The following is a 25,521-nucleotide window of genomic DNA, read 5'->3' as shown; positions in this document are numbered from 1 at the left end:
GGTGTCGGATGGGCTGTCGCGTCCCGACCGGGGCCGCGAACCACCCGAACTGGAGTAACTCCGTGCTCGACATCCTGTACGCGGCGCTCATCGTCGCCGCGTTCGCCCTCGTGGCGCTCGTTGCGAAGGGGGTCGAGAAGCTGTGATCGTCTTCGACCTCATCGCCGCGGCGCTCGGCATCTCGGCGATCGTCTACCTCGTGACCGCCCTCGTGAAGCCGGAGCGATTCTGATGGCCCCCGGCAGCGTTCCCGCCGACCTCGCACCCGAGCTGGCCGCGGCCCTCGGACTCGCCACCGTCGCCCTGCTGCTCGTGCTGCTGCACCGGCCGCTCGGCGACTTCATGGCCCACACCTTCACGAGCGCGAAGGACCTCCGCGTCGAGCGCGGCGTCTACCGCGTCATCGGCGTCGACCCGAAGGGCGAGCAGACCTGGGGCGCCTACGCCCGCAGCGTGCTCGCCTTCTCGGTGGTCGGCGTGCTCTCGGTCTACGCGATCCAGCGCCTGCAGCAGTGGCTGCCGTACAGCCTGGGACTGCCGGCTCCGAGCGAGCACCTCGCCTTCAACACGGCCGTGAGCTTCGTGACCAACACGAACTGGCAGTCGTACTCGCCCGAGCTCACCCTCGGTTACACCGCCCAGCTCGCGGCCCTCGCGGTGCAGAACTTCGTCTCCGCGGCGGTGGGCCTCGCCATCGCGGTCGCGCTCATCCGCGGCTTCGCGCGCGTCCGCACCGGCACCATCGGCAACTTCTGGGTCGACCTCACCCGCGCACTCGTGCGTCTGCTGCTGCCGCTCGCGGTGCTGAGCGCCATCGTGCTGCTGGCCACGGGCGTCATCCAGAACTTCGCCGGGTTCCAGGACGTCGCCACCATCGCCGGCGGCGCCCAGTCGATCCCCGGCGGCCCGGTCGCCTCCCAGGAGGCGATCAAGCTGCTCGGCACCAACGGCGGCGGCTTCTTCAACGCGAACTCCGCGCATCCGTTCGAGAACCCCGACGGCATCAGCAACCTGTTCCAGATCCTGCTGATGCTGGCGATCCCCTTCAGCCTGCCGCGCACCTTCGGCACGATGGTGGGCGACCGCAGGCAGGGCCTCGCGATCGCGGCGGCGATGGGAGCGCTGTTCATCGCCAGCGTCAGCGCGCTCTCGGCGATCGAGCTCCAGGGCTGGGGCACGGCGCCGGAGGCCGCGGGCGCCGCGATGGAGGGCAAGGAGGCGCGCTTCGGCATCCTGACCTCGGCGATCTTCGGCTCCGTGTCGACGCTCACCTCCACCGGCGCGGTCAACTCGATGCACGACTCCTACACCGCGCTCGGCGGCATGCTGCCGATGCTGAACATGATGCTCGGCGAGGTCGCCCCCGGCGGCGTCGGATCCGGCCTGTACGGCATGCTCGTGCTCGCGGTCCTGGCCGTGTTCATCGGCGGCCTGCTCGTCGGCCGCACGCCCGAGTACCTCGGCAAGAAGCTCGGTCCGAAGCAGATCACGCTCGCGGCCCTGACCATCCTCGTCACCCCCACCCTCGTGCTGGCGGGCACGGCGCTCAGCTTCGCCATCCCGGCGGTGCGAGCGGATGTGGAGGCCACCTCCATCTGGAACCCCGGTCTGCACGGCCTCAGCGAGGTGCTCTACGCCTTCACGAGCGCCGCGAACAACAACGGATCGGCGTTCGCGGGCCTCACCGCGAACACGCCGTGGTTCAACACCGCGCTGGGCATCGCGATGCTGCTCGGCCGCTTCGTGCCGATCGTGCTCGTGCTGGCGCTCGCCGGCTCGCTCGCGGCGCAGCACCGCGTGCCCGCCACGGTCGGCACGCTGCCGACCCACCGCCCGCTGTTCGTCGGGCTGCTCGTCGGCGTCACGATCCTCGTCACCGCCCTCACCTACTTCCCCGTGCTCGCGCTCGGTCCCCTCGCGGAAGGCCTGAACTGACCATGTCCACCACCCTGGACGCGCCGAAGCGGCGCTCCTTCGACACCGCCGCGCTGGCTGCCGCCGTTCCCGGCGCCTTCCGCAAGCTCGATCCGCGCCTCATGTGGCGCAACCCCGTCATGTTCCTCGTGCTCGTCGGGGCGGTGCTGACGACCGTGCTCGCGGTCGCGGAGCCGTTCCTCGGCGGGCCGCAGTCCTCCGGCGGCACGGAGACGCCAGTGTCCTTCACCGCCGGCATCGCCGCGTGGCTCTGGGTGACCGTGCTCTTCGCGAACCTCGCGGAGTCCGTCGCCGAGGGCCGCGGCAAGGCGCAGGCCGACAGTCTGCGCAAGACCCGCACCTCGACCACGGCGCACCGCCTCGTCGACGGCCGCCTCGAGGAGGTCTCCAGCGCCGACCTGCGCGTCGGCGACCTCGTCGAGGTCGTCGCCGGGCGGCTCATCCCCGGCGACGGCGACGTCGTCGAGGGCATCGCGAGCGTCGACGAGTCGGCCATCACCGGCGAGTCCGCCCCCGTCGTGCGCGAATCCGGCGGCGATCGCAGCGCGGTCACCGGCGGTACCCGCGTGCTCAGCGACCGGATCGTCGTGCGCATCACGGCGAAGCCCGGGGAGACCTTCGTCGACCGGATGATCGGCCTCGTCGAGGGCGCCTCGCGGCAGAAGACGCCCAACGAGATCGCGCTGAACATCCTGCTCGCCAGCCTGTCGATCGTCTTCGTGGTCGTGTGCCTCACGATCAACCCGATCGCCTCCTACGCGGCGGCGCCCGTGAGCCTGCCGGTGCTGATCGCGCTGCTCGTCTGCCTCATCCCGACCACGATCGGCGCGCTGCTCAGCGCGATCGGCATCGCCGGCATGGACCGCCTGGTGCAGCGCAACGTGCTGGCCATGTCGGGCCGCGCGGTCGAGGCCGCCGGCGACGTGACGACGCTGCTGCTCGACAAGACGGGCACCATCACCTACGGCAACCGGCGCGCGAGCGGGTTCCTGCCCGTCGACGGCACGGCGGAGGAGGAGCTGACGCGCTTCGCCGCGCTGACCTCGCTCGCCGACGCGACGCCCGAGGGGCAGTCGATCGTCGCGCTCGCCGCGTCGAAGGGGGTCCGCCTGCCCGAGAGCACGCCCGGCGAGATCGTGCCGTTCACGGCGCAGACGCGGATGAGCGGACTGGACCTGCCGGACGGCTCGGAGGTGCGCAAGGGTGCGACCAGCGCCGTGGTCGCCTGGGCCGAGTCGGAGCGTCCGTTGCCGAGCACGCTGCTCGCCGAGCTCGAGGAGCGTGTCGAGTCCGTCTCGCGCACCGGCGGCACGCCCCTGGTCGTCGCCGCGCGCGACCGCTCCGGCGCCGTGCGCATCCTGGGCGTCGTGCACCTCAAGGACGTCGTCAAGGACGGCATCAAGGAGCGCTTCGCCGAGCTGCGGGCGATGGGCATCCGCACCGTCATGGTCACCGGCGACAACCGGATCACGGCCGAGGCGATCGGCGCCGAGGCGGGCGTCGACGAGGTGCTCGCCGAGGCGACCCCCGAGCAGAAGCTCGAGCTGATCCGGCGCGAGCAGGCCGGCGGCAACCTGGTGGCGATGACCGGCGACGGCACGAACGACGCCCCGGCGCTCGCGCAGGCCGACGTCGGCGTCGCGATGAACACCGGCACGAGCGCGGCGAAGGAGGCGGGCAACATGGTCGACCTCGACTCGGATCCGACCAAGCTCATCGACATCGTGCGCATCGGCAAGCAGCTGCTCATCACGCGCGGCGCGCTGACGACCTTCTCGATCGCCAACGACGTGGCCAAGTACTTCGCGATCATCCCGGCGATGTTCGCGGGCGTCTTCCCGGGGCTCGCGCTGCTGAACGTCATGCAGCTGTCGTCGCCGGCCTCGGCCATCCTCTCGGCGATCGTGTTCAACGCGCTCGTGATCGTCGTGCTCATCCCGCTCGCGCTGCGCGGCGTGCGCTACCGCGCAGCGTCCGCGTCGAGCATCCTCGGCCGCAACCTGCTCGTCTACGGGCTCGGCGGCCTCGTCGCACCGTTCATCGGCATCAAGCTCATCGACCTCGTCGTGAGCCTGCTGCCCGGCTTCTAGGAACCCATCATGCGCATCCATCTGGTCGCCCTCAGGGCGATGATCCTGGCCACCGTCGTGCTCGGCGTCGGCTACACCGCGCTCATCACCGGCGTCGGTCAGCTCGTGCTGCCGGCGCAGGCGAACGGCAGCCTGATCGAGCGCGACGGCGAGGTCGTCGGCAGCTCGCTGATCGGGCAGTCCTTCGTCGACGCCGACGGCGTCGCGCTGCCCGAGTACTTCCAGAGCCGTCCGTCCGCAGCCGGTGACGGCTACGACGGCGGCGCCTCGAGCGGGTCCAACCTGGGCCCGGAGAACGAGGACCTCGTCGCCGCGATCGAGGAGCGCCGCGCGGCCGTCGCGGAACGCGATGGCGTCGACCCGGCGGACGTGCCCGCGGACGCGCTCACCGCATCCGCCTCCGGCCTCGACCCGCACATCAGCCCGGCCTACGCCCTGCTGCAGGTCGACCGTGTCGCCGAGGCGCGCGGGATCAGCGTCGAGCGGGTCACCGAGCTGGTGGAAACTACGATGCAGGGACGCGGACTCGGCTACCTGGGCGAGTCGACCGTGAACGTGCTCGAGCTCAACCTGGCGCTCGACGAGCTGGAGGAGTAGCGCATGGCGAGAGGGCGGCTGCGAGTGCTGCTCGGAGCCGCCCCCGGCGTCGGCAAGACCTACGCCATGCTCGAGGAGGGGAGACGACTGGCGGATGAGGGCGCCGACGTCGTCGTCGCCGTCGTCGAGACCCACGGACGCGCGGCGACCGCCGCGATGCTGGACGGGCTCGAGGTGCTGCCGCGGGTCGACATCGAGCATCGCGGCGTGCGCCTGGACGAGATGGACCTCGACGGCCTGCTCGCCCGAGCCCCCGGCCTCGCCCTCGTCGACGAGCTGGCGCACACCAACGCCCCCGGTTCGCAGCACGCGAAGCGCTGGCAGGACGTCGACGCGATCCTCGCGGCCGGCATCGACGTGATCTCGACGGTGAACATCCAGCACATCGAGTCGCTCAACGACGTGGTGCACGAGATCACCGGCGCCCCGCAGCGCGAGACGATCCCCGACGCGGTGCTCCGCTCGGCCGACCAGGTCGAGCTCGTCGACCTCGCCCCGCAGGCGCTGCGCGACCGGCTCGCGGGCGGCCGCGTCTACCCGGCCGAGCGCATCGACGCCGCGCTCAGCAACTACTTCCGCATCGGCAACCTCACGGCGCTGCGCGAGCTCGCGCTGCTCTGGCTCGCCGACGACGTCGACGCGAAGCTCACCGAGTACCGGCGGGCGCAGGGCATCGAGGGCGTCTGGGAGGCGCGCGAGCGCGTCGTCGTCGCGCTGACCGGCGGGCCGGAGGGCGAGACGCTGCTGCGCCGCGGCGCCCGTATCGCGGCCAGGAGCGGATCGGGGGAGCTGCTGGCCGTGCACGTCACCAGCCAGGACGGGCTGCGCGCGGCGCATCCCGAGCACCTCGCCGCGCAGCGCGCCCTCGTCGAGCAGCTCGGCGGCAGCTACCACCAGGTGATCGGTGGCGAGGTGCCGGCCGCGCTCATCGACTTCGCCCGCGGCGTCAACGCCACCCAGCTCGTCATCGGGGTCAGCCGCCGCAGCCGGCCGGTCGCGGCGGTGACCGGGCCCGGCGTCGGGGCCGCCGTCATCCGCGATTCCGGACCCATCGACGTGCACATCGTCAACCACGACGCTGCCGGCCGCCGCTTCGCGCTGCCGCGGCTGGGCGGCGCGCTCTCGCGCAGCCGACTGCTCGCGGGGGCGCTGCTCGCGCTCACCGCGGGTCCGCTGCTCACCTGGCTGCTGGCGACCGCGCGCGACCCGGAGTCGATCACCCTCGACGTGCTCGCCTACTCGCTGCTGGTCGTCGTGGTGGCGCTCGTCGGCGGACTCTGGCCGGCCCTGTTCGCGGCCGTGCTCTCGGGGCTGACCCTTGACTTCCTGTTCATCGAGCCGTACTACACGATCAGCGTCGACCATCCGCTCGAGCTGTGGGCGCTCGTGCTCTACGTCGTCAACGCCCTGCTGGTCAGCTGGGTCGTCGACACCGCCGCGCGGCGCACGCGGCTCGCACGGCGGGCCGCCGCGGAGAGCGAGCTGCTGGCCACCGTGGCCGGCAGCGTGCTGCGCGGGCAGGGCGCGGTGCAGGCGCTCATCAGCCGCACCCGCGAGGCCTTCGGGCTCGCGGGCGTGCGGCTCATCGTCGACGGCGACACGCTCGCCACCGACGGCGAGCCGGTCGGGCGCACCACGCGGGTGCCGGTGGGGGCCCGGGGCGAGCTCGAGCTGCACGGCGGCGACGTCGCGGCGAGCGAGCGGCGGCTGCTCGGCGTGATCGCGGCGCAGCTCGACGGCGCGGTCGAGCGCGAATCGCTCAGCGAGACCGCCCGCGAGGTCGGCCCGCTCGCCGAGACGGACCGCGTGCGCACCGCCCTGCTCTCGGCCGTCAGCCACGACCTGCGCCGTCCGCTGGCGGCCGCGCGCGCCGCGGTGACGGGGCTGCGCACCGAGTCGCTGCCCGCATCTGACCGCGCCGAGCTCATCGACACCGCCGACGAGTCGCTGCGCAGCCTCGCCGCGCTGCTCACCGACCTGCTCGACGTCAGCCGCGTGCAGGCCGGCGTGCTCGGCGTCGCGCTCGCCGACGTCGACCCCGGCGAGACGGTGCTGGCCGCCCTCGACGAGCTCGGGCTCGGTCCGGGCGAGGTCGAGCTGGACCTCGCCCTCGACGGCGACGACGTCGTCGGCGCCGTGCGAGCGGATGGGGCCCTGCTGCGCCGCGTGCTCGTCAACCTGCTCGACAACGCCGCGCGCTTCGCGCCGCCGGGCGAGCGGATGCGCGTCACCACGAGCGCCTTCGCCGGCAGCGCGGAGATCCGCGTCGTCGACCGCGGCCCCGGCATCCCCGCCGAGCGGCGCGACGACGTCTTCGTGCCGTTCCAGCGCCTCGGCGACCACGACAACCTCGCGGGGCTCGGCCTGGGGCTCGCGCTCGCGAAGGGCTTCGCCGAGGGGATGGGCGGCGCACTGCGCGCCGAGGAGACCCCGGGCGGCGGCACGACGATGGTCGTGACGCTGCCGCTGGCGGGCGCATCCGCATCCGCTCGTCCCGTCGGGGGCTCCGTTCGCGGTGCATCCGCTCGTAGGAAGGAACCCGACGCGTGAAGATCCTCGTCGCCGACGACGACCCGCAGTTCCTGCGCGCGCTGCGCATCACCCTCGCCGCCAAGGGCTACGAGGTCGTGGTGGCGGCCGACGGGCGGCAGGCGCTGAGCCTGGCGATCGACGAGCGCCCCGACCTCGTCATGCTCGACCTCGGCATGCCCCGCCTCGACGGCGTCGCCGTCATCGAGGGCCTGCGCGGCTGGAGCGCGGCGCCGGTCCTCGTCGTCTCGGGGCGCACCGGGGCCGCCGACAAGGTGCAGGCCCTGGATGCGGGCGCCGACGACTACGTGACCAAGCCGTTCGCGATGGACGAGCTGCTGGCCCGCATCCGCGCGCTCACCCGGCGGGTGCCCGGCCAGGACGCGGAACCCGTGGTGGTCTTCGGCGACGTGACCGTCGACCTGGCCGCGCACGCCGTGGAGCGCGCGGGGAGCGCGTGCGGCTGACGCCGACCGAGTGGAAGGTGCTCGAGCTGCTGCTGCGCAACCCCGGCCGGCTCGTCACCCGCCAGACGCTGCTCACCGAGATCTGGGGCAGCGAGCACGTGACGGACACGGGCTACCTGCGCCTCTACCTGGCCCAGCTGCGCAAGAAGCTCGAGTCCGACCCGTCGCGGCCGCGGCACCTGCTCACCGAGTCGGGCATGGGGTACCGCTTCGAGGCCTGAAGCGCGCTTGACTGGGGCCATGCGCAGCGTGCTCATCCTCGGAGGCAGCGGATGGCTCGGGCGGCGTGTCGCCGAACGGGCGCTGACGGACGGCGCGGAGGTCACCTGCCTCGCGCGCGGCCGGACGGGGTCCGTGCCGCCCGGCGCTCGGCACCTCGCAGTCGACCGCCGCAAGCCCGATGCGTACGCCGCGGCCGCCGGCGAGTGGGACGAGGTCGTGGAGCTCGCGCACGCGCCCGACCTCGTGGAGCCGGCGCTGCGAGCACTCGCCCCTCGCGCGGCGCACTGGACGCTCGTCTCGTCCGTCTCGGTCTACGCGAGCAGCAGGGAGCCCGGCGCCGACGAGTCCGCAGCCCTGGTCGAGCCGACGGACCCGTCCGACTACGCGGACGCGAAGGTCCTCGCCGAGCGGATGAGCGCCGCGGCCCTCGGCGACCGCCTGCTCGCCGTGCGACCCGGCCTCATCGTCGGCCCGGGCGATCCGAGCGATCGCTTCGGTTACTGGCCCGCGCGGCTGCGGCGCGGTGGCGCGGTCCTGGCTCCGCGGACGGAGGGGCGCTCCGTGCAGGTCATCGACGTGGACGACCTCGCCGACTGGATCGTGCGCGCCGGACCGGACGGAGCCGCCGGGCCCGTGAACGCGGTCGGCCGCAGCCATCCGCTCGACGCATTCCTGCGGGTCGTGGCCGAGGCCACGGGGTTCGACGGGGCGCTCGTGCACGCCCCGGACGAGGAGCTCCTCGCGCGGGACGTGCGCTACTGGGCGGGCCCGAGATCGCTGCCGCTCTGGCTGCCGTCCTCGGAGACGGGGTTCACGACGCGCAGCGGCGACGCGTTCCGGCGCTCCGGAGGGGCGCCGAGACCGCTGGAGGAGACCGTCGTGCGGGTGCTCGACGACGAGGTGCGTCGCGGGATCGGCCGCGAGCGGCGCTCGGGCCTGCGCCCGTCGGACGAGATCGACGTGATCCGCTCCCTCGCCTGAGCCCCGACGCCCCGCACCCACCGCGCGCTCGCCCCCGGGGAGCCTCGGAGGCCGACCTCGCGCCCGCTCAGTCCCCGCGCACGAGTCCCAGCGCCAGCGGCTCCAGCAGCCGCGCGAGCGACTCCGCGAAGCCGCGCTGCTCGCGCGCGAGCTGCGGGTCGGCCTCGAAGACCGCGAGCAGCGAGCGGGACGGATGCGCCAGCGGCTGCACCGCGGGCACGAGCAGCAGCGCGCTCACGACCAGCCGGTGCGCGCGGTGCGGGTCGAGCTCGGGCAGCAGACGCCGCACCACCGGCACCAGCGACTCCTCGACATCGGCGGCGGCGTAGCGATGCCGCAGCAGCACGTGCACCGACACGTCGCGCTCGAGCACGGCGTCGCGCGCGGCGAGCAGCTCCCGCAGCACCGGGCGCTCGTCGAGGCTGGTCGCGATCACCCGCGCGAGCTCCGCGGCGCGCGACGGAAGCGTGGCCTCGGAAGGCTCGATGCGCGCGTCGACGGAATCCGCCCATCCGCTCTGCTGCTCGTCGAGCAGGTCGAGCAGGACCGCCTCACGCGACTCGAAGTAGCGCAGCACGTTCGAGGTCGCGAGGCCGACCGCACGGCCGATGTCGCCGATGCTGAGCCGGGTGACCGGGGTGCCCGTGAGCAGCTCCGCCGTCGCGTCGAGGATGCGGCGGCGGCGCTCGGCGCGCTGGTCGGACATCCACCCAGTCTACGAAGCCCGGTACGGTCGGACGGTGCGCTGGGGTCGGGCCTGCTTCGCCGTGCTGGCGGTCGCCGGCGCGGCCTGGTGGTGCGCCGTGCCGCTGCTGCCGTGGGTGCGCGAGGCGACGCTCGGCTCGCTCGACCCGCTGCCGATCGCCCTGCTCGACCTGCCGCTGTTCGTGCTCGCGTCCGCCCTCGCGGCCCTCGGCTGGCGCCCGGCGGCGTACGTCGCCACGGGATGGACGGCGCTGGTCGCCCTCGCGATGGCGGGCTACGCGACCGTGACGACGGAGGCCGGATGGGGTGCGCTGGCGATGCTCGCGGCTGCCGGCTGGAGCGCGCTCGGCCTCTGCCTGCTGCTGCTCGGCCGGGTGCCGACGGCGTGGATCGTGGCTGGCCCGTTCGGGTTCCGGCCCGCATCCGCTCGTGACGGCGTGCTCGGCCACGTGGCGGCCACGCTCGCCCAGCTCGTCGTGTTCTGGGGGCTGTTCCTGGTGGTGCTGCCCGCCGCCGTCGTGCTCGTCGAGCAGCGCTGGCGCCTGGCGGTGGCGATGCCGGCATGGACGGTGCCGCTCGGCACCGTCGTGCTCCTACTCGCGAGCGCGCTCGGCCTCTGGTCGGCGTTCGCGATGAGCACCCGCGGCGGCGGTACCCCGCTGCCCGCCGCGATGCCGAACCGGCTCGTGGTCGCCGGCCCCTACCGCTTCGTGCGCAACCCCATGGCGCTCGCCGGCATCGTGCAGGGCGCGGCGGTGGGGCTCATCGGCTCGTCGTGGCTCGTGCTCGTCTACGCCCTGCTCGGCTCGCTCGTCTGGAACCACGCGGTGCGCCCGCACGAGGAGGCCGACCTGGAGCGGCGCTTCGGGGAGGAGTTCCGGGCCTACCGGCGCGCGGTGCGCTGCTGGCTGCCGCGGCTGCGGCCGGTGCCTGCGCGAGGGTGAGGGCGGTGGCCCGGGTGGCGGTGGCGCGGCCGGGGGTGGTGCGCGGTGGCCGGGCCCGGGCCGGTGGCGCGGCCGGCGGTGCCGGCCCTGGGCAGCGGTGCGGCCGGCGGTGCCGGCCCTGGGCAGCGGTGCGGCCGGGGGTGGCCGGGGAGCGGGGGCTCAGCGGCGGGAGCGGACGCTGCGCGCGACCTCGCGCAGGAGCACGACGGCGGTCAGCGCTGCGAGCAGCAGGCCGCCGCCCGCGACCAGCCATGCGCCGCCGAGACCCGCTGCGCCGCTCCACCCGTCGATCCGTCCGTCGAGCGGTGCCCGTGCGGCGAGCAGCATCAGCGCGGCGCCGAGCAGCAGGGCGGCGAGGGCGGAGGTGATCCAGGGGCGCATCCGTCCATCGTGCGCTGATCGCGGGGCATGCGCATCGTCCGCGCGGAGGGTTCGAGCACAGCACCCCGCGGGAATGCCCCGACCCGATGCACCGTTCCCCCGAGTCCGCCACCGACCCGGGAGGACCGCATGTCCACGCTCATCGTCACCGCCCATCCCTCCGCCGACTCGCTGACGGCCCACGCCGTGCGGCGGTTGCGCGAGCAGCTCGAGGAGCGGGGCGAGCGGGTCGAGGTCGCCGACCTCGCCGCCGAGGGCTTCGACCCGCGCTGGACCGCCGCCGATCACGCGGGCTACGCCGCGCGCAGCCGTGACGACGCCGGGGTGCTGGCCGAGCAGGCCAGGGTCGACCGGCACGAGCACCTCGTGCTGGCGTTCCCCGTGTACTGGTGGTCGATGCCGGCGCTGCTCAAGGGGTGGATCGACCGCGTGTTCATCGCCGGCTGGGCGTTCGACGCCACCGGCGAGCGCGCGATGCTCGGACGGCTGACCGGGCACCTGCTGCCCGTCGCCGCGACCGACGAGGCGCGTTTCGCGCGGCACGGCTACACGGAGGCGTTCCGCACGCAGATCGAGCACGGGGTGCTCGACTACTGCGGCGTCCGGCGCGGTGTCACGGCCTTCGTGCACGGCAGCGAGGGGACGGATGCGGCGCTGCGCGGCGCCGCGGTCGAGGCCGCGACGTCCGCCATCGCGGCAGGCATCGCCTCCGCTCGCTGACCGGCCGCCGCGCGTCGCTGCCGCCGCGCCGGGCCGCGCCGGGCCGCGCCGGGCCGCGCCGCGCCGCGCCGCGCCGCGCTGCTCTGCGCCGCGCTGCTGCCGGGTGCCGCTGCCCCCGGGCGAGACTCAGCACCGAAGCGACGACTCAGCTCGTTCGACGGCGCTGAGTTGTCGCTCCGGTGCTGAGTCGTGAGCGCGCGCCACTTGGCGCCGGTGCGCGCGCCTCCCTGCTGCCGGCCGTGGTGCTGCTCGCCGTCGTGCTGCCCGCCGCGCCGCTGCCCGCGCTGCGGGACTCAGCACCGAAGCGACGACTCAGCTCGTTCGACGGCCCTGAGTTGTCGCTCCGGTGCTGAGTCGTGAGCGCGCGCCGCTCGGCGCCGGTGCGCGCGCCTCCCTGCTGCCGGCCGTCGTGCTGCCCGCCGTGCCGCTGCCCGCCGTGCCGCTGCCCGCGCTGCGGGACTCAGCACCGAAGCGACGACTCAGCTCGTTCGACGGCGCTGAGTTGTCGCTTCGACACTGAGTCGTGAGCGCGCGCCGCTCGGCGCCGGAGCGCGCGCCACTTGGCGCCGGCGTGCGCGCCGCCCGGCGCCGGCGGGGAACCGCAGGCGGCGGATGCGACCTTCGCAGGACGCGCGCGAGCGCATCCGCTTCATAGGCTGGGCACATGACGGATCGGAGCGTGGGGCGGCGCGTGTGGGGCGAGGTCTGGCGAGTGCTGCTGGCGTTGTCCGGCGGCGCGGTGCTGTGGGCGGTCGTCTTCGGCGCGAGCGCCCCGGCCGAGTCGACGGACGCCGAGGACCTGCGCTTCGGTCTGCTCGTGATCGCCGACGTGCTGGTGGGCCTCGTCGCGATCGTGCTGCTGCCGCTGCGGCGGATGGCGCCGCTCGCGGTGGGTGTCGCCACCGCCTTCATCGCCGGCTTCTCGGGCTTCGGCGGGGTCGCCGCGCTGATGGTGCTCGTGTCGGTCGCCACCCGCCGCCGCTGGGTCGAGATCGGCGCGGTGATCGCCGCCGGCCTCGTCAGCCTCATCATCGTCGAGACCTTCCACCTGCATGCCGGAGCGCCGACCGAGCCGGGCTACCAGCCCTGGCTCCTCGGCCTGTTCGCCGCGTTCACCGCCGCCGTCGTGGCGATCGGCTGGGCCATCGGCAGCCGCCGCGAGCTGCTCGCCTCGCTGCGGGAGCGCGCCCGTCTGAGCGACGCCGAGCAGCAGCTGCGCCTCGCTCAGGCCCGCGAGCACGAGCGCACCCGCATCGCCCGCGAGATGCACGACGTGCTCGCGCACCAGCTCTCGCTCGTGGCGATGCACGCCAGCGCCCTGCGGCACCGACCCGACCTCGACGCCGAGCAGCGCGCCGAGGCTGTGGCCGTGGTGCACGACCGGGCCAGGCTGGCGCTCGACGACCTGCGCCAGGTGCTCGGCGTGCTGCGCGACCCGCAGGCCGCCGCCGAGGCCGCGCCGCAGCCCTCGCTCGACGACCTCGACGCCCTGCTCGCCGACGAGCCGAACGCGCGCCTCGAACTGCTCGTCGACCCGGCCGCCGTGCCGCCGACGATCGGACGCCACGCGTTCCGCATCGTGCAGGAGTGCCTCACGAACGCGCGCAAGCACGCCCCGGGCCTGCCGGTCACGGTGCGGGTGGAGGGGGCACCGGGGCGCGGCTGCGCATCTCGGCGCGCAATCCGCTCGGCGACGCCACGGGCGGCGAACCCGGCTACGGCCTCGTCGGCATCGACGAGCGCGCCCGCTCCGTGGGCGGCACGAGCACGGCGGCGGTCGTCGGCGGCGAGCACCGGGTGGACGTCGAGCTGCCGTGGGCAGCGTCGTGAGCGGGGCGGTGCGGGTCGTCGTGGTCGACGACGACGCGCTGGTGCGCAACGGACTCGGCCTGCTGCTGGGCACCGATCCGGGCATCCGCGTCGTCGGCGAGGCGGGCGACGGGCTCGAGGCGGAGCGCGTGATCCAGCGGGAGCGGCCCGACGTGGTGCTCATGGACATCCGGATGCCGCGGCGCGACGGGCTCACGGCGACCGCGAGCATCCTGGCGGCGCATCCGGGGCTCGCCATCCTCATCCTCACGACCTTCGACGCCGACGACGACGTGCTGCGGGCGCTCGCCGCCGGCGCCCGCGGCTTCCTGCTCAAGGACGCCTCGCCGGAGGAGCTCGTGCAGGCGGTGCGCACCGCCTCCGAGGGCCGGTCGATCCTCGCCCCGAGCGTGCTCGAACGGGTCATGCAGCTCGCCGCGCAGCAGGCCCGCAGGCCCGACCCGGCCCTGCTCGCCGCCCTCGACACGCTGACCCCGCGCGAGCGCGAGGTCGCCGAGGCCATCGCGCGCGGCGCCTCGAACGCCGACATCGCGGGCGCGCTCTTCCTCTCGATCCCGACCGTCAAGACCCATGTCGGTCGCGTGATGGCCAAGCTCGGCGTCGACAGCCGCGTGCAAGTGGCGGTGCGGATGCACGAGCTCGGCCTGGGCTGATCACGGCGAAGAGGTACCGTGGCGCCGCCCACGTCGTACCGCGGTGCCTTCCTGCGACGGAGCTGCAGGCCCTAGCGTGACGGCATGCGCTCCATCCCGATCCTCGCCCGCGGCAGCTCCGTGCTGGGCGCCGCCGCCGCGCTCGGCGCCGTGGCCGTCATCTGGGCGGCCCGGCTCACCGTCGAGGGCACCGTCTACGTGAGCGAGCTGGGCTCGCCCGCCCTGCCGACGGCGGAGGCCTTCAACGCGGCGCTGCTCGTGCTCGCGGCCGGCGGGGTGCTCGCCGGTCTCGGCGCCCTCGGGCAGCGCTCCGCGACCCGCTGGCTCGGGCGCTGGTCGATTGCCGCATCGCTCGTCACCAGCGGGCTCGCCTTCCTCGTCGCGTCGCGCGTACCCTGCACGGCCGGATGCCCGGTGCCCTTCACGGAGGGAGCAACGGCGCAGGACCTCGTGCACGTCGTCACCGCGGTCATCGGCTTCGCCGCGGCCGCCTGGGCGATGCTGCAGACCGCGTTCGGCGACGGATCGCGTCCGCTGCGGGTGCTCTCGCGGCTCGCCGCGATCGCGGTCGCCCTCATCGCGGCGGTCGGCGGCCTGCTCTCGGTGCTGCAGTTCCGCACGGACATCGGCGCGACCATGGAGTTCACGGCGATGAGCGTCGCGGTGCTCTGGCTCGCCGGCTTCGCGCTGTCGAACGCGGTGCGGCCGCTTCGCGCGGCGGGGCCGCTGCGCGCGGCGGGGCCGCTTCGCGCGGAGCTCGACGCGGAGCGCTAGTCCGGATCGATCGGCTCGATGGTGGGGATCGCCGGTCCCGACCCGTCGTCGAGCACAATGGCTCCGCCGGCGCGGTCGCCGTGCTCAGGGGCATCGTCGAGGTAGCGCACCGTGGCGGTCGTGCCGGCCTCGAGGTCCAGCTCGAGCTCGAACTCCAGCTGCGACCACGGTCCGCGCACCTCGCCGGTGCTGCCGTCGGCGCGGGTGTACGAGTAGACCAGGGCGTACTCCCGCACGTTGCCGCGGTAGCGTGGCCGGCTCGCGCGCTCGTTCTCCTCGATGGCGATCGGCGTGCCGACGGCCTCGGCGCCGTGCTCGACGAAGTAGGACCGCTCGGAGGCCTCGCTCCGCTCCTCGATCTCGCCGCCTATGCCCGACAGCACGACGACCACCACAGCGGCTCCGATCAGCACCGCGATCGTGCCGAGCACGGTCCACAACCGTCGCATCCGTCCCCCTCTCGCCGTAGCCAGCATCGCAGACCCCGGTGCTCGGCTCCGCCCGTGGCGGGCGAGGATGCGAGTCCGCGCGTTCCGCGGCCGACTCGCCGCGACCCGTCCGTGTTCGCACGGGCCGCAGCTGCGAGCCTCGGTAGCCTGCGACGAGCGGGTGACGACGCCCGCCGGGGACGGAGGAGAGCGGATGCGCGTGCTCGTGCTGACCGGCAGCGGCCGGCTCGCGGACCCCTGGCACCCCTTCGCTGCGACCAGCGCGGCGATCGCCCGGGTCGCAGAGGAGGCGGGCTTCGCCACGACGATCGCGCCGGACCCGATCGCCCGACTCGCGGTGCTCGGTCGCGCCGCGGCGCAGACCCGCGGCGGCACCTCGGAGCACGCCGCGGTCGGCACCGCGATGCGCGCCGCGGAGGTCGACCCCGGCGACGGACCGGATCCTGTCGCAACCGACCCGTCGCCCTCGTCGCCGCCCCTCGACGACCTCGCCGCGATCGTCGTCGACGCCGGCGACCACCTGACCCCGCTGCCCGAGGGCGTCGCAGATCCGGGCGCCCCGAGCCCGCAGCTGCTCGAAGCGGCGGCCGCGGGCCTGCGCGCCGCGCTCGATGCCGGCGTCGGCCTGCTCGGCGTCCATGCCGCGGCGTCCACGCTGCGCGAGGTGCCCGGCTTCGGTGAGGCGCTCGGTGCTCGTTGGGAGCGCGACGAGTCGTGGCACCCGCCCTTCGGCCGGCTGCGCGTCGAACCTGCGCCCGCCGCGCCGAGCCGCCTCGAGGTGCCCGTGCCCTCCGAGTTGCGCGAACCCGTCGTCGTGCCCGAGCCCTTCGAAGTGCGCGAACGCTTTGTCGTGCCCGAGCCCTTCGAGGTGCTCGACGAGCGGTACACGGCCTTGCGCTTCGCCGACGACGCGGTCACGGTCGCCCGCGCGGTGGACGCGGATGGGGTGCATCCGCTCGTCACGGCGCGTCGCGAGGGCCCCGCCCGCGTCGTGTACTCGGCGCTCGGTCACGACGAGCGCTCGTACACGAGCGCCGCGCACCGGGCGCTGCTCGCGAGTGCCCTGCACTGGATCGCGCGCCGCTGACCCGCACCCGGCGCAGATCGGCGGCTTGGTGCCGCTCCGCACCTCGCAGAGCGGCTGGAACCCGCCGATCTGGAACACGCGCGGGGAGCGTGCCGCACATGTTCCGGGCCCTCGAGTCGGTGCCCGAGCCTCCGCCCCGTCTGGAGCGAGGCCGATCCCGGGCGCCTCCGCTCCGCCCGAGCCGCAGATCGGCATGTTCCTGCCACTGCACGACGAGTGGAGCGGCAGGAACATGCCGATCTGGCAGGGGAGGGAGGGCAGGAGGCAGGGAGAGGAGGACGCCTCCCCGCGCTACAGCGCTCCGACCCCCAGGTCGATCGGGCTGCCCTCGATGTTGCCCACGATGCCGCGGATGATCGCCGCCCCGTCCGTGCCGCGCAGCGACGCGTACCAGGCCTCCGTGACGCCCGGCTCGAAGGCGTGGGTCTCGTGGGCGCGGGCGCGGGCGCGCAGCACCAGCTCGCCGGCGCGCTCGCTGCGGGAGCGCACGTAGCGCCGCAGCGCGTCCTCGACCCCGTTGGTGTTGGTCGACAGGGCGATGGCGAGGGCGAAGACGTCCTCGAGCGCCGAGCATGCGCCCTGGCCGATGTCGGGCGTCGTGTTGTGGGCGGCGTCGCCGAGGATCGCCACGCGGCCGGCGGTCCAGGTGTGAAAGGGGTCGAGGTCCCAGATCTCGACCCGGTTGAGCGAGACGGCGGGGTCGATGGCGTCGAGGAGGGCGCGCACGCCGGGGTTCCAGTCGCCGAAGGCGTCCTCCAGCGGCGCCTTCGGGTCCGCGGGCGACGGCAGCCCCGACGGCTGCGGCACGTCCACGAAGAAGTAGAAGCGGTCGCCGCCGATGGGCATCACCGCGCAGCGCTTGCCGTCGGCCACCGAGGTCGTCCACGCGTCGAGCGGTCCGATCGCGGGGTCGGCGGGCACGATCCCGTTGTAGTTCGTGTACCCCGAGTAGCGTCGCTCGACCGGCTCGAGCCCGTTCGCGCGCAGCACGTGGTCGCGCACGATGGAGCGCGCCCCGTCCGCGCCGATGAGCAGGTCGCCGGTGTCGGAGCTGCCATCCTCGAAGGTCACGGTCACCCGGTCGCCGTCGTCCGCCACGGCGACCGCGCGACGGCCCAGGCGGATGCGGTCCAGCCCCGCCCGCTCCATGAGCAGCGCCTGCAGCTCGGCCCGCGCGACCGGGTAGGGCCGCTGCCCGGTCCGCGCGGTGACCGGCTCGAGGCTGAAGTCGCAGAGCTGCTCGCCGGTGAGGCCGTCGCGGTAGCCCATCCGCTCCATCCGGCCGCCGAGGGCCGCGACCTCGTCGGCCAGGCCGAGCCAGTTGAGCACCTTGACGCCGTTCGACCAGAGCGACAGGGCGGCGCCGACCGGGCGGTTCTCGCGCATCCGGTCGTAGACGACGACCTCGTGGCCGAGCCGCTGCAGGGCGATCGCGGCGCTGGCGCCGCCGACGCCGGCGCCGATGATGATGATCTTCACGCGGGGTACCTCAGCAGATGCGTGTGTCGGCGATGTTTCACGTGCCGCGGTACGTCGAGTAGGCGAACGGGCTCAGCAGCAGCGGCACGTGGTCGTGGTCGCGGCCCTCGGCGTCGAGCAGGAACGTGACGGCGACGAGCGGATGGAAGCTCGCCAGGCCCTGCGCCGCGAAGTGCGCGCCGGTGGCGAAGGTCAGCGTGTAGGCGCCGCTCGGCAGCAGCTCCGGGCCGATCGCGAGGCGGCCGTCGGCGTCGGTCGTGCCCTCGGCGATGAGGCCGGCCGCGTCGTCGAGGGTCACGGCGATGCCCGGCGCGGCGGTGCCGCTCACGGCGTCGAGCACGTGCGTCGTCACCCGTGCGCGGGCGACGACGTCGGCGCGCAGCCGCAGCACCGCGATCTCGAGCAGCTGGGCGAGCGCCTCGCGCACCTCGTCCTCGGGCGCCAGCTCGATGCGGCGGTCGAGCTCGGCCAGGATCTCCTGCGGCGAGCGTCCGGCGGCGCGCACCAGGAACACGCGGTCGAAGCGCGCCTCGTAGTAGGCGTTGCCGGCTGCGATCGCCTCGCGCACCGTCGCGTCCGCATCCGCCACCGCCGCCTGCTCCCCTCGCGATGCCCGGGACTCGGCGTCGCCGCCCTCGACGCGGTCGCCGATGCGGGGGTGGTGCGCGAGCGCCGCGTCGAGCTCGGCGGCGGTCCAGTCGGCGCCGAGCGCCTCGGCCAGACCCTCCAGATCGGCGACGGTCGCGAACGGCCGAGCGGATGCGATCGCCTCGGCCCACGCGGGCACGGCGGCCCACACGAGGGCCAGGTCGCGGGCGTCGTCGTGGGGGAGTGCGTTGAAGACGGCGAGGTCCATGCGGCCACCGTAACGGCCCGCTCAGCGGATGTTGATGTGGGTAACATGATCGAAACGTCGACCCCATACGGTGCCCCCATGAGCGAAGCGAACCCCACGACGATCGCCGCGCGCCGCGTGCACCTCGGCACCGCTCCCGAGCCGGCGACGGTCGAGATCGTCGACGGTCTGGTGGCCCGCATCCGCCCCTTCGACGGGGACGCGGGCGTCGTGCTGCCCGACGACGCCGTGCTGCTGCCGGGCCTCGTCGACTCGCACGTGCACCTCGACGAGCCGGGGCGCACCGAGTGGGAGGGCTTCGCCACCGGCACCGCCGCGGCGCTCGCCGGAGGCGTGACGACCGTCGTCGACATGCCGCTCAACAGCTCGCCCGTGACCACCACGGTCGCGGCGCTCGGGGCCAAGCGCGCCGCCGCGGTCGGCAAGCTCGCCGTCGACGTCGGCTACTGGGGCGGCGCCGTGCCGCAGAACCTCGGCGCGCTACGCGAGCTCGCCGGCGCCGGGGTCGTGGGCTTCAAGTGCTTCCTCTCGCCCTCGGGCATCGACGAGTTCGACCACCTCTCCGGTGGGCAGCTCGACGCGGCGCTCGCCGAGCTCGCCGCCTTCGACGGGCTGCTCATCGTGCACGCGGAGGATCCGGCCGAGCTGCACGAGCACGGGGCGCTCGGCACGCGCTACGCCGACTTCCTGGGCACGCGGCCGGGTGCGAGCGAGCGGTCCGCCATCCGCTCGGTCATCGAGGCCGCGCGCCGCACCGGCGCACGTGCGCACATCGTGCACGTCTCCGACGGCGCGGCGCTCGACGACGTGCGCGCCGCCAAGGCCGAGGGCGTGCGGCTCACGGTCGAGACCTGCCCGCACTACCTCACCCTCGACGCCGCCGAGGTGCCCGACGGTGCGGCCGAGTTCAAGTGCTGCCCGCCGATCCGCGACGCCGCCAACCGCGAGCTGCTCTGGGCCGGGCTCCTCGACGGCACGATCGACGCGGTCGTCAGCGATCACTCGCCCTCGGTCGCCGAGCTCAAGGTGGCCGACTTCGGCGAGGCCTGGGGTGGCATCGCCGGACTGCAGACCGGGCTCACCGCAGTGTGGACCGCGGCCAGGCGCCGCGGCATCGCCCTCGAGACCCTGCTTCCCCTCATGACCACCGGGCCCGCGCGCATCGCGGGTCTGGCCGCGATCCCCGGCGCGCACCGCGGCGTGATCGAGGTCGGCGCACCGGCGCACCTCACCGTCTTCGCCCCCGACGAGCAGCACACCGTCGACGCGTCGGCGCTCGAGTACCGCAACGCGATGTCGCCGTGGCACGGGCAGACGCTGCACGGCGTCGTGCGCGAGACCTGGCTGCACGGCGCGCCCGCCTACCGGCGCGGCGAGGGCGTGCTCGCGCGCGGCGGACGGGAGCTGCTCGCGTGAGCGCCATCCTGCAGCCCGGCGTCGGCGAGATCCCCGCCGCGACCTATCTGCCGGCCACCGTCGAGAACGTCCTCTGGGGTCGCCTGCCGTGCGCGGCGGACGCTCCGGTGCTCACGATCGCGTCCGGCGCCTCCGTGACGATCGACACCGTCTCGCACGAGGGCATCCTGCCCGACCAGGGCCAGGACCCGCTCGCGTGGTTCGGCGGCCACGGCGTGCCGGCGGAGCAGGTGCTGGAGGACGCGGTCGCGATCGCCGCCACCGCGCCGCGCGACGCGCAGCTCGACGGGCCGCACGTGGTGACCGGCCCCATCCGCGTCGAGGGGGCGCGCCCGGGCGACCTGCTGCGCATCGTCGTCGAGCGCTTGCAGCCGCGCGTGCCCTACGGCGTGATCTCGAACCGCCACGGCCGCGGCGCGCTGCCCGGCGAGCTGCCGCGCGATGGCGCGAACGTGAGCGTCTTCACTCCGGTCGACGGAGGGGTCGGCCTGCTGCCGCTCGTCGAGGGCGGCGAGCCGGTCGTCGCGTTCCCCCTCGCGCCGTTCCTCGGCACGATGGGCGTCGCGGTGGCCGGCGACGAGCGCCCGCACTCCGTGCCGCCGGGAGCGCACGGCGGCAACATCGACGTGAACCTGCTCGTCGAGGGCGCCGAGCTCTACCTGCCCGTGCAGGTCGACGGCGCGCTCGCCTACGTCGGCGACCCCCACTTCGCGCAGGGCGACGGCGAGGTGGCGCTCACCGCGCTGGAGGCCTCGCTGCGCGCCACGCTGCGCTTCGAGGTCGTGCCGCGCGAGGAGGCGCTGGCCGAGTTCGGCGACGTGCTCGGCCCGCTCATCCGCGCCGAGGGCCACCTCGTGCCGACCGGGCTCGACCCCGACCTGCGCGAGGCGATGCGGGCCTGCGTGCGGGCCGCGATCTCCCTCATCCGCTCGCGCTGGGGCATGGACGAGCACCTCGCCTACGCGTACCTGTCGGCCGCGACCGACTTCGAGATCTCGCAGGTCGTCGACCTGACCGTGGGGGTGCACGCCCGCATCCGCGAGGCCGACTTCGCGGCCGTCGACGCCGCACGGGGGAGGATCAGCGCATGACGGATGCACCAGCCGGCCTCACCGAGGCCTTCGAGGCCTACGAGCGCGCGCTCGTGACGAACGACCTGGACGCGCTGGACGCCGCCTTCGAGCCCGGGGTCGACACCATGCGCGGCGACCCGGACGGCCTGCTGGTGGGCCGCGACACGATCAGCGCCTTCCGCGGCCTGCGCGGTGGCGTCGCCCCGCGCAGCATCGAGCGGATGGAGGTGCGGGAGCTCGGCGATGACGTGGCGCTCGTCATGTCGGTCTCGCGGTTCCGCGACGGCGGCGCCGGGCTGCAGACCCAGGTCTGGCGGCGCACCGACGGCGGATGGCGCATCGCCGCCGCGCACGTCGCCCCGCGGCCGCGCGCCATCGACACCCGCGTCTGGCGGCTCGTCGGCGACCCGCTGCGCCGCGGTGCGGGCGATGGGCCGCTGCTCGGCCTGCGCGTCGCCGTGAAGGACGTCTTCGCCGTCGAGGGCTTCCGCATCGGCGCCGGCAACCCGGCGTTCCTCGAGGAGGCGCGGCCCGAGACGAAGACGGCACCGGCCGTCGCCGACCTGCTCCGCGGCGGCGCCGCGCTGGTCGGCATCGCGCGCACCGACGAGTTCGCGTACAGCATCGCCGGCGACAACGCCCACCACGGCACCCCGCCGAACGTCGCGCTGCCCGGCGCCCTGCCCGGAGGCTCCTCCAGCGGTCCGGCCGCCGCCGTCGCCATGGGGCAGGCCGACGTCGCGCTCGCGACGGACACGGCCGGCTCCATCCGGGTGCCCGCGTCCTACCAGGGGCTCTGGGGCCTGCGCACCACGCACGACCTCGTGCCGCGCCAGGGCCTGCTGCCCCTCGCGCAGAGCTTCGACACGGTCGGCTGGCTGACCCGCGACGGCGCCGCGCTGCAGCGCGTCGCGGAGTGGTGCCTCTCCTACGACGGCTCCGAGACCGCCGAGCGTGTGCAGGGCGAGTCCGACCACGAGCTGCCGAGGCGCCTGCTCGTGCCGGCCGAGCTGCTCGAGAGCGTCGCCCCCGAGGCCCGCGACGCCTTCGAGGCGCTGCTCGCCGCGCTGCCGGACGACCTGCCCGTCGAGCGCGTGAGCCTGGGCGACCCGGATGCGGCGCTCGCCGCGTTCCGCACCATCCAGGGCGCCGAGGCGTGGCGCAACAACGGCGAATGGCTGCGCGAGCACCCCGGGGCCGTCGGGCCCGCGGTCGCCGAGCGCTTCCGCGTCGCCGCCGCCGTCACCAAGCGGGCCGAGGCGGAGGCACGGGTCGTCGCCCGCGACTTCCGCGCGCGCCTGCAGGGCCTCGTCGCCGACGGCGTGCTCATCCTGCCCGCCGTGCCCGGCGCGGCGCCCTCGCGGGCGCTGTCGCAGGCGGAGCTCGACGAGGTGCGGGGCCGCACGCTGCGGCTCACCACCCCGGCGGCCGTGGCCGGGCTGCCGGCCGTCTCGGCGCCGCTGCTCACCGTGCCCTCGCCGCTCGGCGCCGCGCCCCTCGGGGTCTCGCTCGTCGCGCGCGCCGGCGCCGACATCGCGCTCGTGCGCCTGGCGCGCTCGCTCGCATCCGCCGCCGCTCCCACCGCCGCCGTCGGCGCCGTCGGCGCATCCGCTCCTGACACCGCACCCCGATCGGAGACCTCGTGACCCTGCCCGGCCCCATCGCCCCGCCCGCCCGCCTGCTCATGGGGCCGGGCCCGATCTCGGCGTACCCGAGCGTGCTGCAGTCGATGTCGAACGCGCTCGTGGGCCAGTACGACCCGTTCATGACGAACGCGATGGTCGAGACCCAGCAGCTCTACCGCGGCGTCTGGGGCACCGCGAACGACGCGACCCTGCTGGTCGACGGCACGTCGCGCGCCGGCATCGAGGCGGCGATGATCTCGCTCGTGCGCCCCGGCGACCGGGTGCTCGTGCCCGTCTTCGGGCGCTTCGGGCACCTGCTCGCCGAGATCGCCGAGCGCGCGCTCGCCGAGGTGCACACCATCGAGGTGCCCTGGGGCCAGGTCGTGCCGGTCTCGGCCGTCGAGGAGGCCATCGTGCGGGTGAAGCCGCACCTCGTCGCCCTCGTGCAGGGCGACACGTCGACGACGATGCTGCAGCCGCTCGAGGAGGTCGGCGCCCTCTGCGCGAAGCACGGGGCGCTGTTCTACTCCGACGCCACCGCCTCGCTGGGCGGCAACGCCTTCGAGGCCGACGCCTGGGGCCTCGACGCCGCCACCGCCGGCCTGCAGAAGTGCCTCGGTGGGCCCAGCGGCTCGGCGCCCATCACACTCTCCGAGCGGGCCGTCGACGTCATCCGCTCGCGCAAGCGGGTCGAGGCGGGCATCCGCGAGGCGGGCGACGCCTCCGCCGACGACTTCGTGCGCAGCAACTACTTCGACCTCGGGCAGATCCTCGACTACTGGGGCCCGCGCCGGCTCAACCACCACACCGAGGCCACCTCGATGCTCTACGCGGCGCGCGAGTGCGCCCGCCTGCTGCTGGCGGAGGGACGGGAAGCGGTCATCGCCCGCCACCGCACGGCGGGCGACGCGATGCTCGCCGGCGTGCAGGGCCTCGGCCTGACCGTCTTCGGCGACGTCGCGCACAAGATGACGAACGTCGTGGCCGTCGAGATCCCGGAGGGCGTGCCCGGCGACGCCGCGCGCTCGGCGATGCTCGAGGACTTCGGCATCGAGATCGGCACCTCCTTCGGCCCGCTGCACGGCAAGGTCTGGCGCATCGGCACCATGGGCTACAACGCGCGCAAAGACGCCGTGCTCACCACGCTCTCCGCGCTCGAGTCAGTGCTGCACCGCTTCGGCGCATCGACGCCGCGCGGCGGTGGCGTGGAGGCGGCGGCGGACGTGTTCCGGGCGGCGGCCACTGCTTCGAGCAGTCCGGTCTCCCCGTGATGCTCGCTCGCCTCGACGCCGATCGGGCCGCGGTCGACGCCGCCGCCCGGCGGGTCATGCGGCGCTGCGACGAGCTCGCGCGCGTGACCGCGAGCGAGACCGGCATCGAGCGCGTCTACCTCTCGCCAGAGCACGCCCGCGCCAACCGCCTGGCCGCCGAGTGGATGCGCGAACTCGGCATGAGCACCCGGCAGGACGCCGCCGGCAACCTCGTCGGCCGTCTCGACGCGGCGGATCCCGATGCGCCCGCGCTCATGATCGGCTCGCACCTCGACACCGTGCTCGACGCCGGGCGCTACGACGGCATGCTCGGCGTGCTCGCCGCGCTGGAGGTCGTGCGGCTGCTGCGCGCGCCGGCTCCTGCCTCGTCCGCATCCGCTCCGCACAGCGACGGCGCACACCGCAGCCCCTTCCGCTTCGCGATCGAGGTGGTGGCGTTCTGGGACGAGGAGGGCACCCGCTTCGGCAAGGCGCTGCTCGGATCGTCGGCTGCCGCCGGGTCGTGGGACGACCGCTGGTGGGCGCTGCAGGACGCCGACGGCGTCTCGGTGCGCCAGGCCTTCCTGGAGTTCGGCCTCGACCCCGCCCGCATCGGCGAGGCCGCGCGCCGGCCCGAGGAGCTCGTCGGGTACCTCGAGGCGCACATCGAGCAGGGCCCGGAGCTGCACCGCCGGGGCGAGAGCCTGGCGGTCGTGTCGTCGATCGCATCCGCTCGCCGCTTCCAGCTCGTCGTCGAGGGCGAGGCGCGCCACGCCGGCGGCACCCCCTACGACATGCGCCGCGACGCGCTGCTGGGCGCCAGCGAGGCGGCGCTCGCCGTGGAGCGGCTCTGCCGGGCGGAGCACCACATCATCGGCACGGTCGGCCAGCTCGAGGCCTTCCCCGGCGCCATGAACGTCGTGCCCGGCGAGGCCCGCTTCTCGCTCGACCTGCGCGGTGAGCTCGACGGCCATCGCGACGCGGTCTGGAGCGCGCTGGAGCTCGAGCTCGACGCCATCATGGGCCGACGCGGTCTGCGCTGGCGAGCGGATGAGGTGCACAACGCCGCCGCCGTCGGCTGCGCCCCGCTGCTGCAGGACGTCGTGCGCGAGGGCATCGCCACGACGCTCGAGCCGGGAGCGGATGCGCCCGCCACCCTGTTCAGCCCGGCCGGCCACGACGGCATGTCGATCGGCGCGATCACCGACATCGGCATGCTCTTCCTGCGCAACCCCGACGGCATCAGCCACCACCCGGACGAGGACGTCAGCACCGAGGACGTCGCGCACGGCCTGCGCGCCCTCGCCGAGTCGGTGCTGCACCTGGCGGCAGAGCGGGGGTAGGGGCGCCCCCGACTCCTCCCGACACCTCCCGTAAATCGTTGCCGGTTCCGGCGCTCGAGGCGGGCGCGGAGCGCACCGAGTGGCAACGACGCGCGCCGCGAGGGGACCGTAGTGG

23 protein-coding genes and 2 pseudogenes are annotated in these 25,521 nt (G+C 74.6%); 20 read left to right on the top strand and 5 right to left on the bottom strand.

Translation table 11 applies throughout. The features are described 5' to 3' along the window. Positions 1-8: 8 nt before the first annotated feature. The 8 genes and pseudogenes from QQK26_RS08610 to QQK26_RS08575 all read left to right on the top strand — a co-directional run bounded on the left by QQK26_RS08610 (position 9) and on the right by QQK26_RS08575 (position 8,821). Positions 9-146 carry a hypothetical protein gene (locus tag QQK26_RS08610; RefSeq protein WP_284231834.1) on the top strand — a complete coding sequence of 46 codons (138 nt, stop codon included), beginning with the start codon at positions 9-11 and terminating at the stop codon, positions 144-146. Beyond that, complete coding sequence (locus QQK26_RS08605; protein WP_284231833.1) at positions 143-232, top strand: potassium-transporting ATPase subunit F; 90 nt, start codon at positions 143-145, stop codon at positions 230-232. The genes QQK26_RS08610 and QQK26_RS08605 overlap by 4 nt, the downstream gene beginning before the upstream one ends. Beyond that, complete coding sequence (gene kdpA / locus QQK26_RS08600; RefSeq protein ID WP_284231832.1) at positions 232-1,935, top strand: potassium-transporting ATPase subunit KdpA; 1,704 nt, start codon at positions 232-234, stop codon at positions 1,933-1,935. The genes QQK26_RS08605 and kdpA overlap by 1 nt, the downstream gene beginning before the upstream one ends. Before the next feature lie 2 nt (positions 1,936-1,937). After that, positions 1,938-4,025 carry a potassium-transporting ATPase subunit KdpB gene (gene kdpB / locus QQK26_RS08595; RefSeq protein WP_284231831.1) on the top strand — a complete coding sequence of 696 codons (2,088 nt, stop codon included), beginning with the start codon at positions 1,938-1,940 and terminating at the stop codon, positions 4,023-4,025. Positions 4,026-4,034: 9 nt separating this feature from the next. Next, positions 4,035-4,622 carry a K(+)-transporting ATPase subunit C gene (gene kdpC, locus QQK26_RS08590; RefSeq protein WP_284231830.1) on the top strand — a complete coding sequence of 196 codons (588 nt, stop codon included), beginning with the start codon at positions 4,035-4,037 and terminating at the stop codon, positions 4,620-4,622. Between the two features lie 3 nt (positions 4,623-4,625). Then, positions 4,626-7,172 (top strand): sensor histidine kinase, encoded by a 2,547-nt coding sequence (locus QQK26_RS08585; protein ID WP_284231829.1) that lies wholly within the window; start codon positions 4,626-4,628, stop codon positions 7,170-7,172. Further along, positions 7,169-7,839, top strand: a pseudogene (locus QQK26_RS08580) (response regulator). Before QQK26_RS08585 ends, QQK26_RS08580 begins: the two are co-directional and overlap by 4 nt. A 19-nt stretch (positions 7,840-7,858) precedes the next feature. Next, the gene (locus tag QQK26_RS08575; protein ID WP_284231828.1) at positions 7,859-8,821 is read left to right on the top strand and encodes an NAD-dependent epimerase/dehydratase family protein; all 963 of its coding nucleotides are present in this window, start codon (positions 7,859-7,861) and stop codon (positions 8,819-8,821) included. A gap of 67 nt (positions 8,822-8,888) precedes the next feature. On the opposite strand, the gene QQK26_RS08570 is transcribed toward QQK26_RS08575, so the two are convergent. Next, complete coding sequence (locus tag QQK26_RS08570; RefSeq protein ID WP_284231827.1) at positions 8,889-9,527, bottom strand: TetR/AcrR family transcriptional regulator; 639 nt, start codon at positions 9,525-9,527, stop codon at positions 8,889-8,891. A gap of 34 nt (positions 9,528-9,561) precedes the next feature. Here QQK26_RS08570 and QQK26_RS08565 point away from each other — a divergent pair, with 34 nt between their 5' ends. Continuing rightward, positions 9,562-10,470 (top strand): methyltransferase family protein, encoded by a 909-nt coding sequence (locus QQK26_RS08565; protein ID WP_284231826.1) that lies wholly within the window; start codon positions 9,562-9,564, stop codon positions 10,468-10,470. A gap of 159 nt (positions 10,471-10,629) precedes the next feature. Here QQK26_RS08565 and QQK26_RS08560 read toward each other — a convergent pair whose 3' ends face one another. Then, the gene (locus tag QQK26_RS08560) at positions 10,630-10,851 is read right to left on the bottom strand and encodes a hypothetical protein (RefSeq protein WP_284231825.1); all 222 of its coding nucleotides are present in this window, start codon (positions 10,849-10,851) and stop codon (positions 10,630-10,632) included. Positions 10,852-10,980: 129 nt separating this feature from the next. Between QQK26_RS08560 and QQK26_RS08555 the strand changes: the two genes are divergently transcribed. The 5 genes and pseudogenes from QQK26_RS08555 (at position 10,981) to QQK26_RS08535 (ending at position 14,828) form a co-directional block, all read left to right on the top strand. Next, on the top strand, positions 10,981-11,571 hold the full coding sequence (locus tag QQK26_RS08555) for an NAD(P)H-dependent oxidoreductase (RefSeq protein ID WP_284231824.1): 591 nt from the start codon (positions 10,981-10,983) through the stop codon (positions 11,569-11,571). A gap of 664 nt (positions 11,572-12,235) precedes the next feature. Then, positions 12,236-12,952: pseudogene (locus tag QQK26_RS16475) on the top strand (histidine kinase); the annotation flags it as partial. Between the two features lie 206 nt (positions 12,953-13,158). Then, positions 13,159-13,401 (top strand): ATP-binding protein, encoded by a 243-nt coding sequence (locus QQK26_RS08545; protein ID WP_284231822.1) that lies wholly within the window; start codon positions 13,159-13,161, stop codon positions 13,399-13,401. Continuing rightward, positions 13,386-14,054: a response regulator gene (locus tag QQK26_RS08540; RefSeq protein WP_284231821.1), complete on the top strand. Its 669-nt coding sequence runs from the start codon at positions 13,386-13,388 to the stop codon at positions 14,052-14,054. The genes QQK26_RS08545 and QQK26_RS08540 overlap by 16 nt, the downstream gene beginning before the upstream one ends. 84 nt (positions 14,055-14,138) lie before the next feature. Then, positions 14,139-14,828 (top strand): DUF998 domain-containing protein, encoded by a 690-nt coding sequence (locus QQK26_RS08535; protein ID WP_284231820.1) that lies wholly within the window; start codon positions 14,139-14,141, stop codon positions 14,826-14,828. Here QQK26_RS08535 and QQK26_RS08530 read toward each other — a convergent pair. Then, positions 14,825-15,277: a DUF3592 domain-containing protein gene (locus tag QQK26_RS08530; RefSeq protein ID WP_284231819.1), complete on the bottom strand. Its 453-nt coding sequence runs from the start codon at positions 15,275-15,277 to the stop codon at positions 14,825-14,827. The two genes, QQK26_RS08535 and QQK26_RS08530, sit on opposite strands and share 4 nt — an antisense overlap. A gap of 193 nt (positions 15,278-15,470) precedes the next feature. On the opposite strand from QQK26_RS08530, the gene QQK26_RS08525 reads away from it, so the two are divergent. Then, positions 15,471-16,364, top strand: a complete 894-nt coding sequence (locus QQK26_RS08525) for a ThuA domain-containing protein (protein WP_284231818.1) — start codon at positions 15,471-15,473, stop codon at positions 16,362-16,364. Positions 16,365-16,655: 291 nt separating this feature from the next. Here the strand turns inward: QQK26_RS08525 and hpxO are convergent, their stop codons facing one another. Beyond that, on the bottom strand, positions 16,656-17,843 hold the full coding sequence (hpxO, locus tag QQK26_RS08520) for an FAD-dependent urate hydroxylase HpxO (protein ID WP_348520002.1): 1,188 nt from the start codon (positions 17,841-17,843) through the stop codon (positions 16,656-16,658). A 37-nt stretch (positions 17,844-17,880) separates the two neighbouring features. Then, complete coding sequence (gene uraD / locus QQK26_RS08515; RefSeq protein WP_284231817.1) at positions 17,881-18,699, bottom strand: 2-oxo-4-hydroxy-4-carboxy-5-ureidoimidazoline decarboxylase; 819 nt, start codon at positions 18,697-18,699, stop codon at positions 17,881-17,883. Positions 18,700-18,777: 78 nt separating this feature from the next. Between uraD and allB the strand changes: the two genes are divergently transcribed. Genes allB through QQK26_RS08490 form a run of 5 tightly spaced genes read left to right on the top strand, consistent with a single transcriptional unit; the run spans position 18,778 to position 25,406 of the window. After that, complete coding sequence (gene allB / locus QQK26_RS08510; protein WP_284231816.1) at positions 18,778-20,115, top strand: allantoinase AllB; 1,338 nt, start codon at positions 18,778-18,780, stop codon at positions 20,113-20,115. Beyond that, positions 20,112-21,206, top strand: coding sequence for an acetamidase/formamidase family protein (locus tag QQK26_RS08505; RefSeq protein ID WP_431307996.1), 1,095 nt, complete (start codon positions 20,112-20,114; stop codon positions 21,204-21,206). The genes allB and QQK26_RS08505 overlap by 4 nt, the downstream gene beginning before the upstream one ends. After that, entirely contained in the window at positions 21,203-22,834 is a 1,632-nt protein-coding gene (locus tag QQK26_RS08500) for an AtzH-like domain-containing protein (protein ID WP_284231815.1), read from the top strand. Before QQK26_RS08505 ends, QQK26_RS08500 begins: the two co-directional genes overlap by 4 nt. Positions 22,835-22,872: 38 nt before the next feature. After that, complete coding sequence (locus tag QQK26_RS08495; protein WP_284234517.1) at positions 22,873-24,084, top strand: pyridoxal-phosphate-dependent aminotransferase family protein; 1,212 nt, start codon at positions 22,873-22,875, stop codon at positions 24,082-24,084. After that, entirely contained in the window at positions 24,084-25,406 is a 1,323-nt protein-coding gene (locus tag QQK26_RS08490) for an allantoate amidohydrolase (protein WP_284234515.1), read from the top strand. The genes QQK26_RS08495 and QQK26_RS08490 overlap by 1 nt, the downstream gene beginning before the upstream one ends. Positions 25,407-25,521: the final 115 nt, after the last annotated feature.

Origin of the sequence: Arenivirga flava, assembly GCF_030161575.1 — a bacterium.
Lineage (GTDB): Bacteria > Actinomycetota > Actinomycetes > Actinomycetales > Microbacteriaceae > Arenivirga > Arenivirga flava.
This window is presented reverse-complemented; position numbering and strand designations above follow the sequence as displayed.

Excerpts from the sequence above, each read along its gene's own strand:
- QQK26_RS08610 (WP_284231834.1), top strand. The coding sequence starts at position 9 with ATGGGCTGTCGCGTCCCGACCGGGGCCGCGAACCACCCGAACTGGAGT.
- kdpA (WP_284231832.1), top strand. The coding sequence starts at position 232 with ATGGCCCCCGGCAGCGTTCCCGCCGACCTCGCACCCGAGCTGGCCGCG.
- kdpB (WP_284231831.1), top strand. The coding sequence starts at position 1,938 with ATGTCCACCACCCTGGACGCGCCGAAGCGGCGCTCCTTCGACACCGCC.
- kdpC (WP_284231830.1), top strand. The coding sequence starts at position 4,035 with ATGCGCATCCATCTGGTCGCCCTCAGGGCGATGATCCTGGCCACCGTC.
- QQK26_RS08585 (WP_284231829.1), top strand. The coding sequence starts at position 4,626 with ATGGCGAGAGGGCGGCTGCGAGTGCTGCTCGGAGCCGCCCCCGGCGTC.
- QQK26_RS08575 (WP_284231828.1), top strand. The coding sequence starts at position 7,859 with ATGCGCAGCGTGCTCATCCTCGGAGGCAGCGGATGGCTCGGGCGGCGT.
- QQK26_RS08570 (WP_284231827.1), bottom strand. The coding sequence starts at position 9,527 with ATGTCCGACCAGCGCGCCGAGCGCCGCCGCCGCATCCTCGACGCGACG.
- QQK26_RS08560 (WP_284231825.1), bottom strand. The coding sequence starts at position 10,851 with ATGCGCCCCTGGATCACCTCCGCCCTCGCCGCCCTGCTGCTCGGCGCC.
- QQK26_RS08555 (WP_284231824.1), top strand. The coding sequence starts at position 10,981 with ATGTCCACGCTCATCGTCACCGCCCATCCCTCCGCCGACTCGCTGACG.
- QQK26_RS08535 (WP_284231820.1), top strand. The coding sequence starts at position 14,139 with ATGCGCTCCATCCCGATCCTCGCCCGCGGCAGCTCCGTGCTGGGCGCC.
- QQK26_RS08530 (WP_284231819.1), bottom strand. The coding sequence starts at position 15,277 with ATGCGACGGTTGTGGACCGTGCTCGGCACGATCGCGGTGCTGATCGGA.
- QQK26_RS08525 (WP_284231818.1), top strand. The coding sequence starts at position 15,471 with ATGCGCGTGCTCGTGCTGACCGGCAGCGGCCGGCTCGCGGACCCCTGG.
- uraD (WP_284231817.1), bottom strand. The coding sequence starts at position 18,699 with ATGGACCTCGCCGTCTTCAACGCACTCCCCCACGACGACGCCCGCGAC.
- allB (WP_284231816.1), top strand. The coding sequence starts at position 18,778 with ATGAGCGAAGCGAACCCCACGACGATCGCCGCGCGCCGCGTGCACCTC.
- QQK26_RS08500 (WP_284231815.1), top strand. The coding sequence starts at position 21,203 with ATGACGGATGCACCAGCCGGCCTCACCGAGGCCTTCGAGGCCTACGAG.
- QQK26_RS08495 (WP_284234517.1), top strand. The coding sequence starts at position 22,873 with ATGGGGCCGGGCCCGATCTCGGCGTACCCGAGCGTGCTGCAGTCGATG.
- QQK26_RS08490 (WP_284234515.1), top strand. The coding sequence starts at position 24,084 with ATGCTCGCTCGCCTCGACGCCGATCGGGCCGCGGTCGACGCCGCCGCC.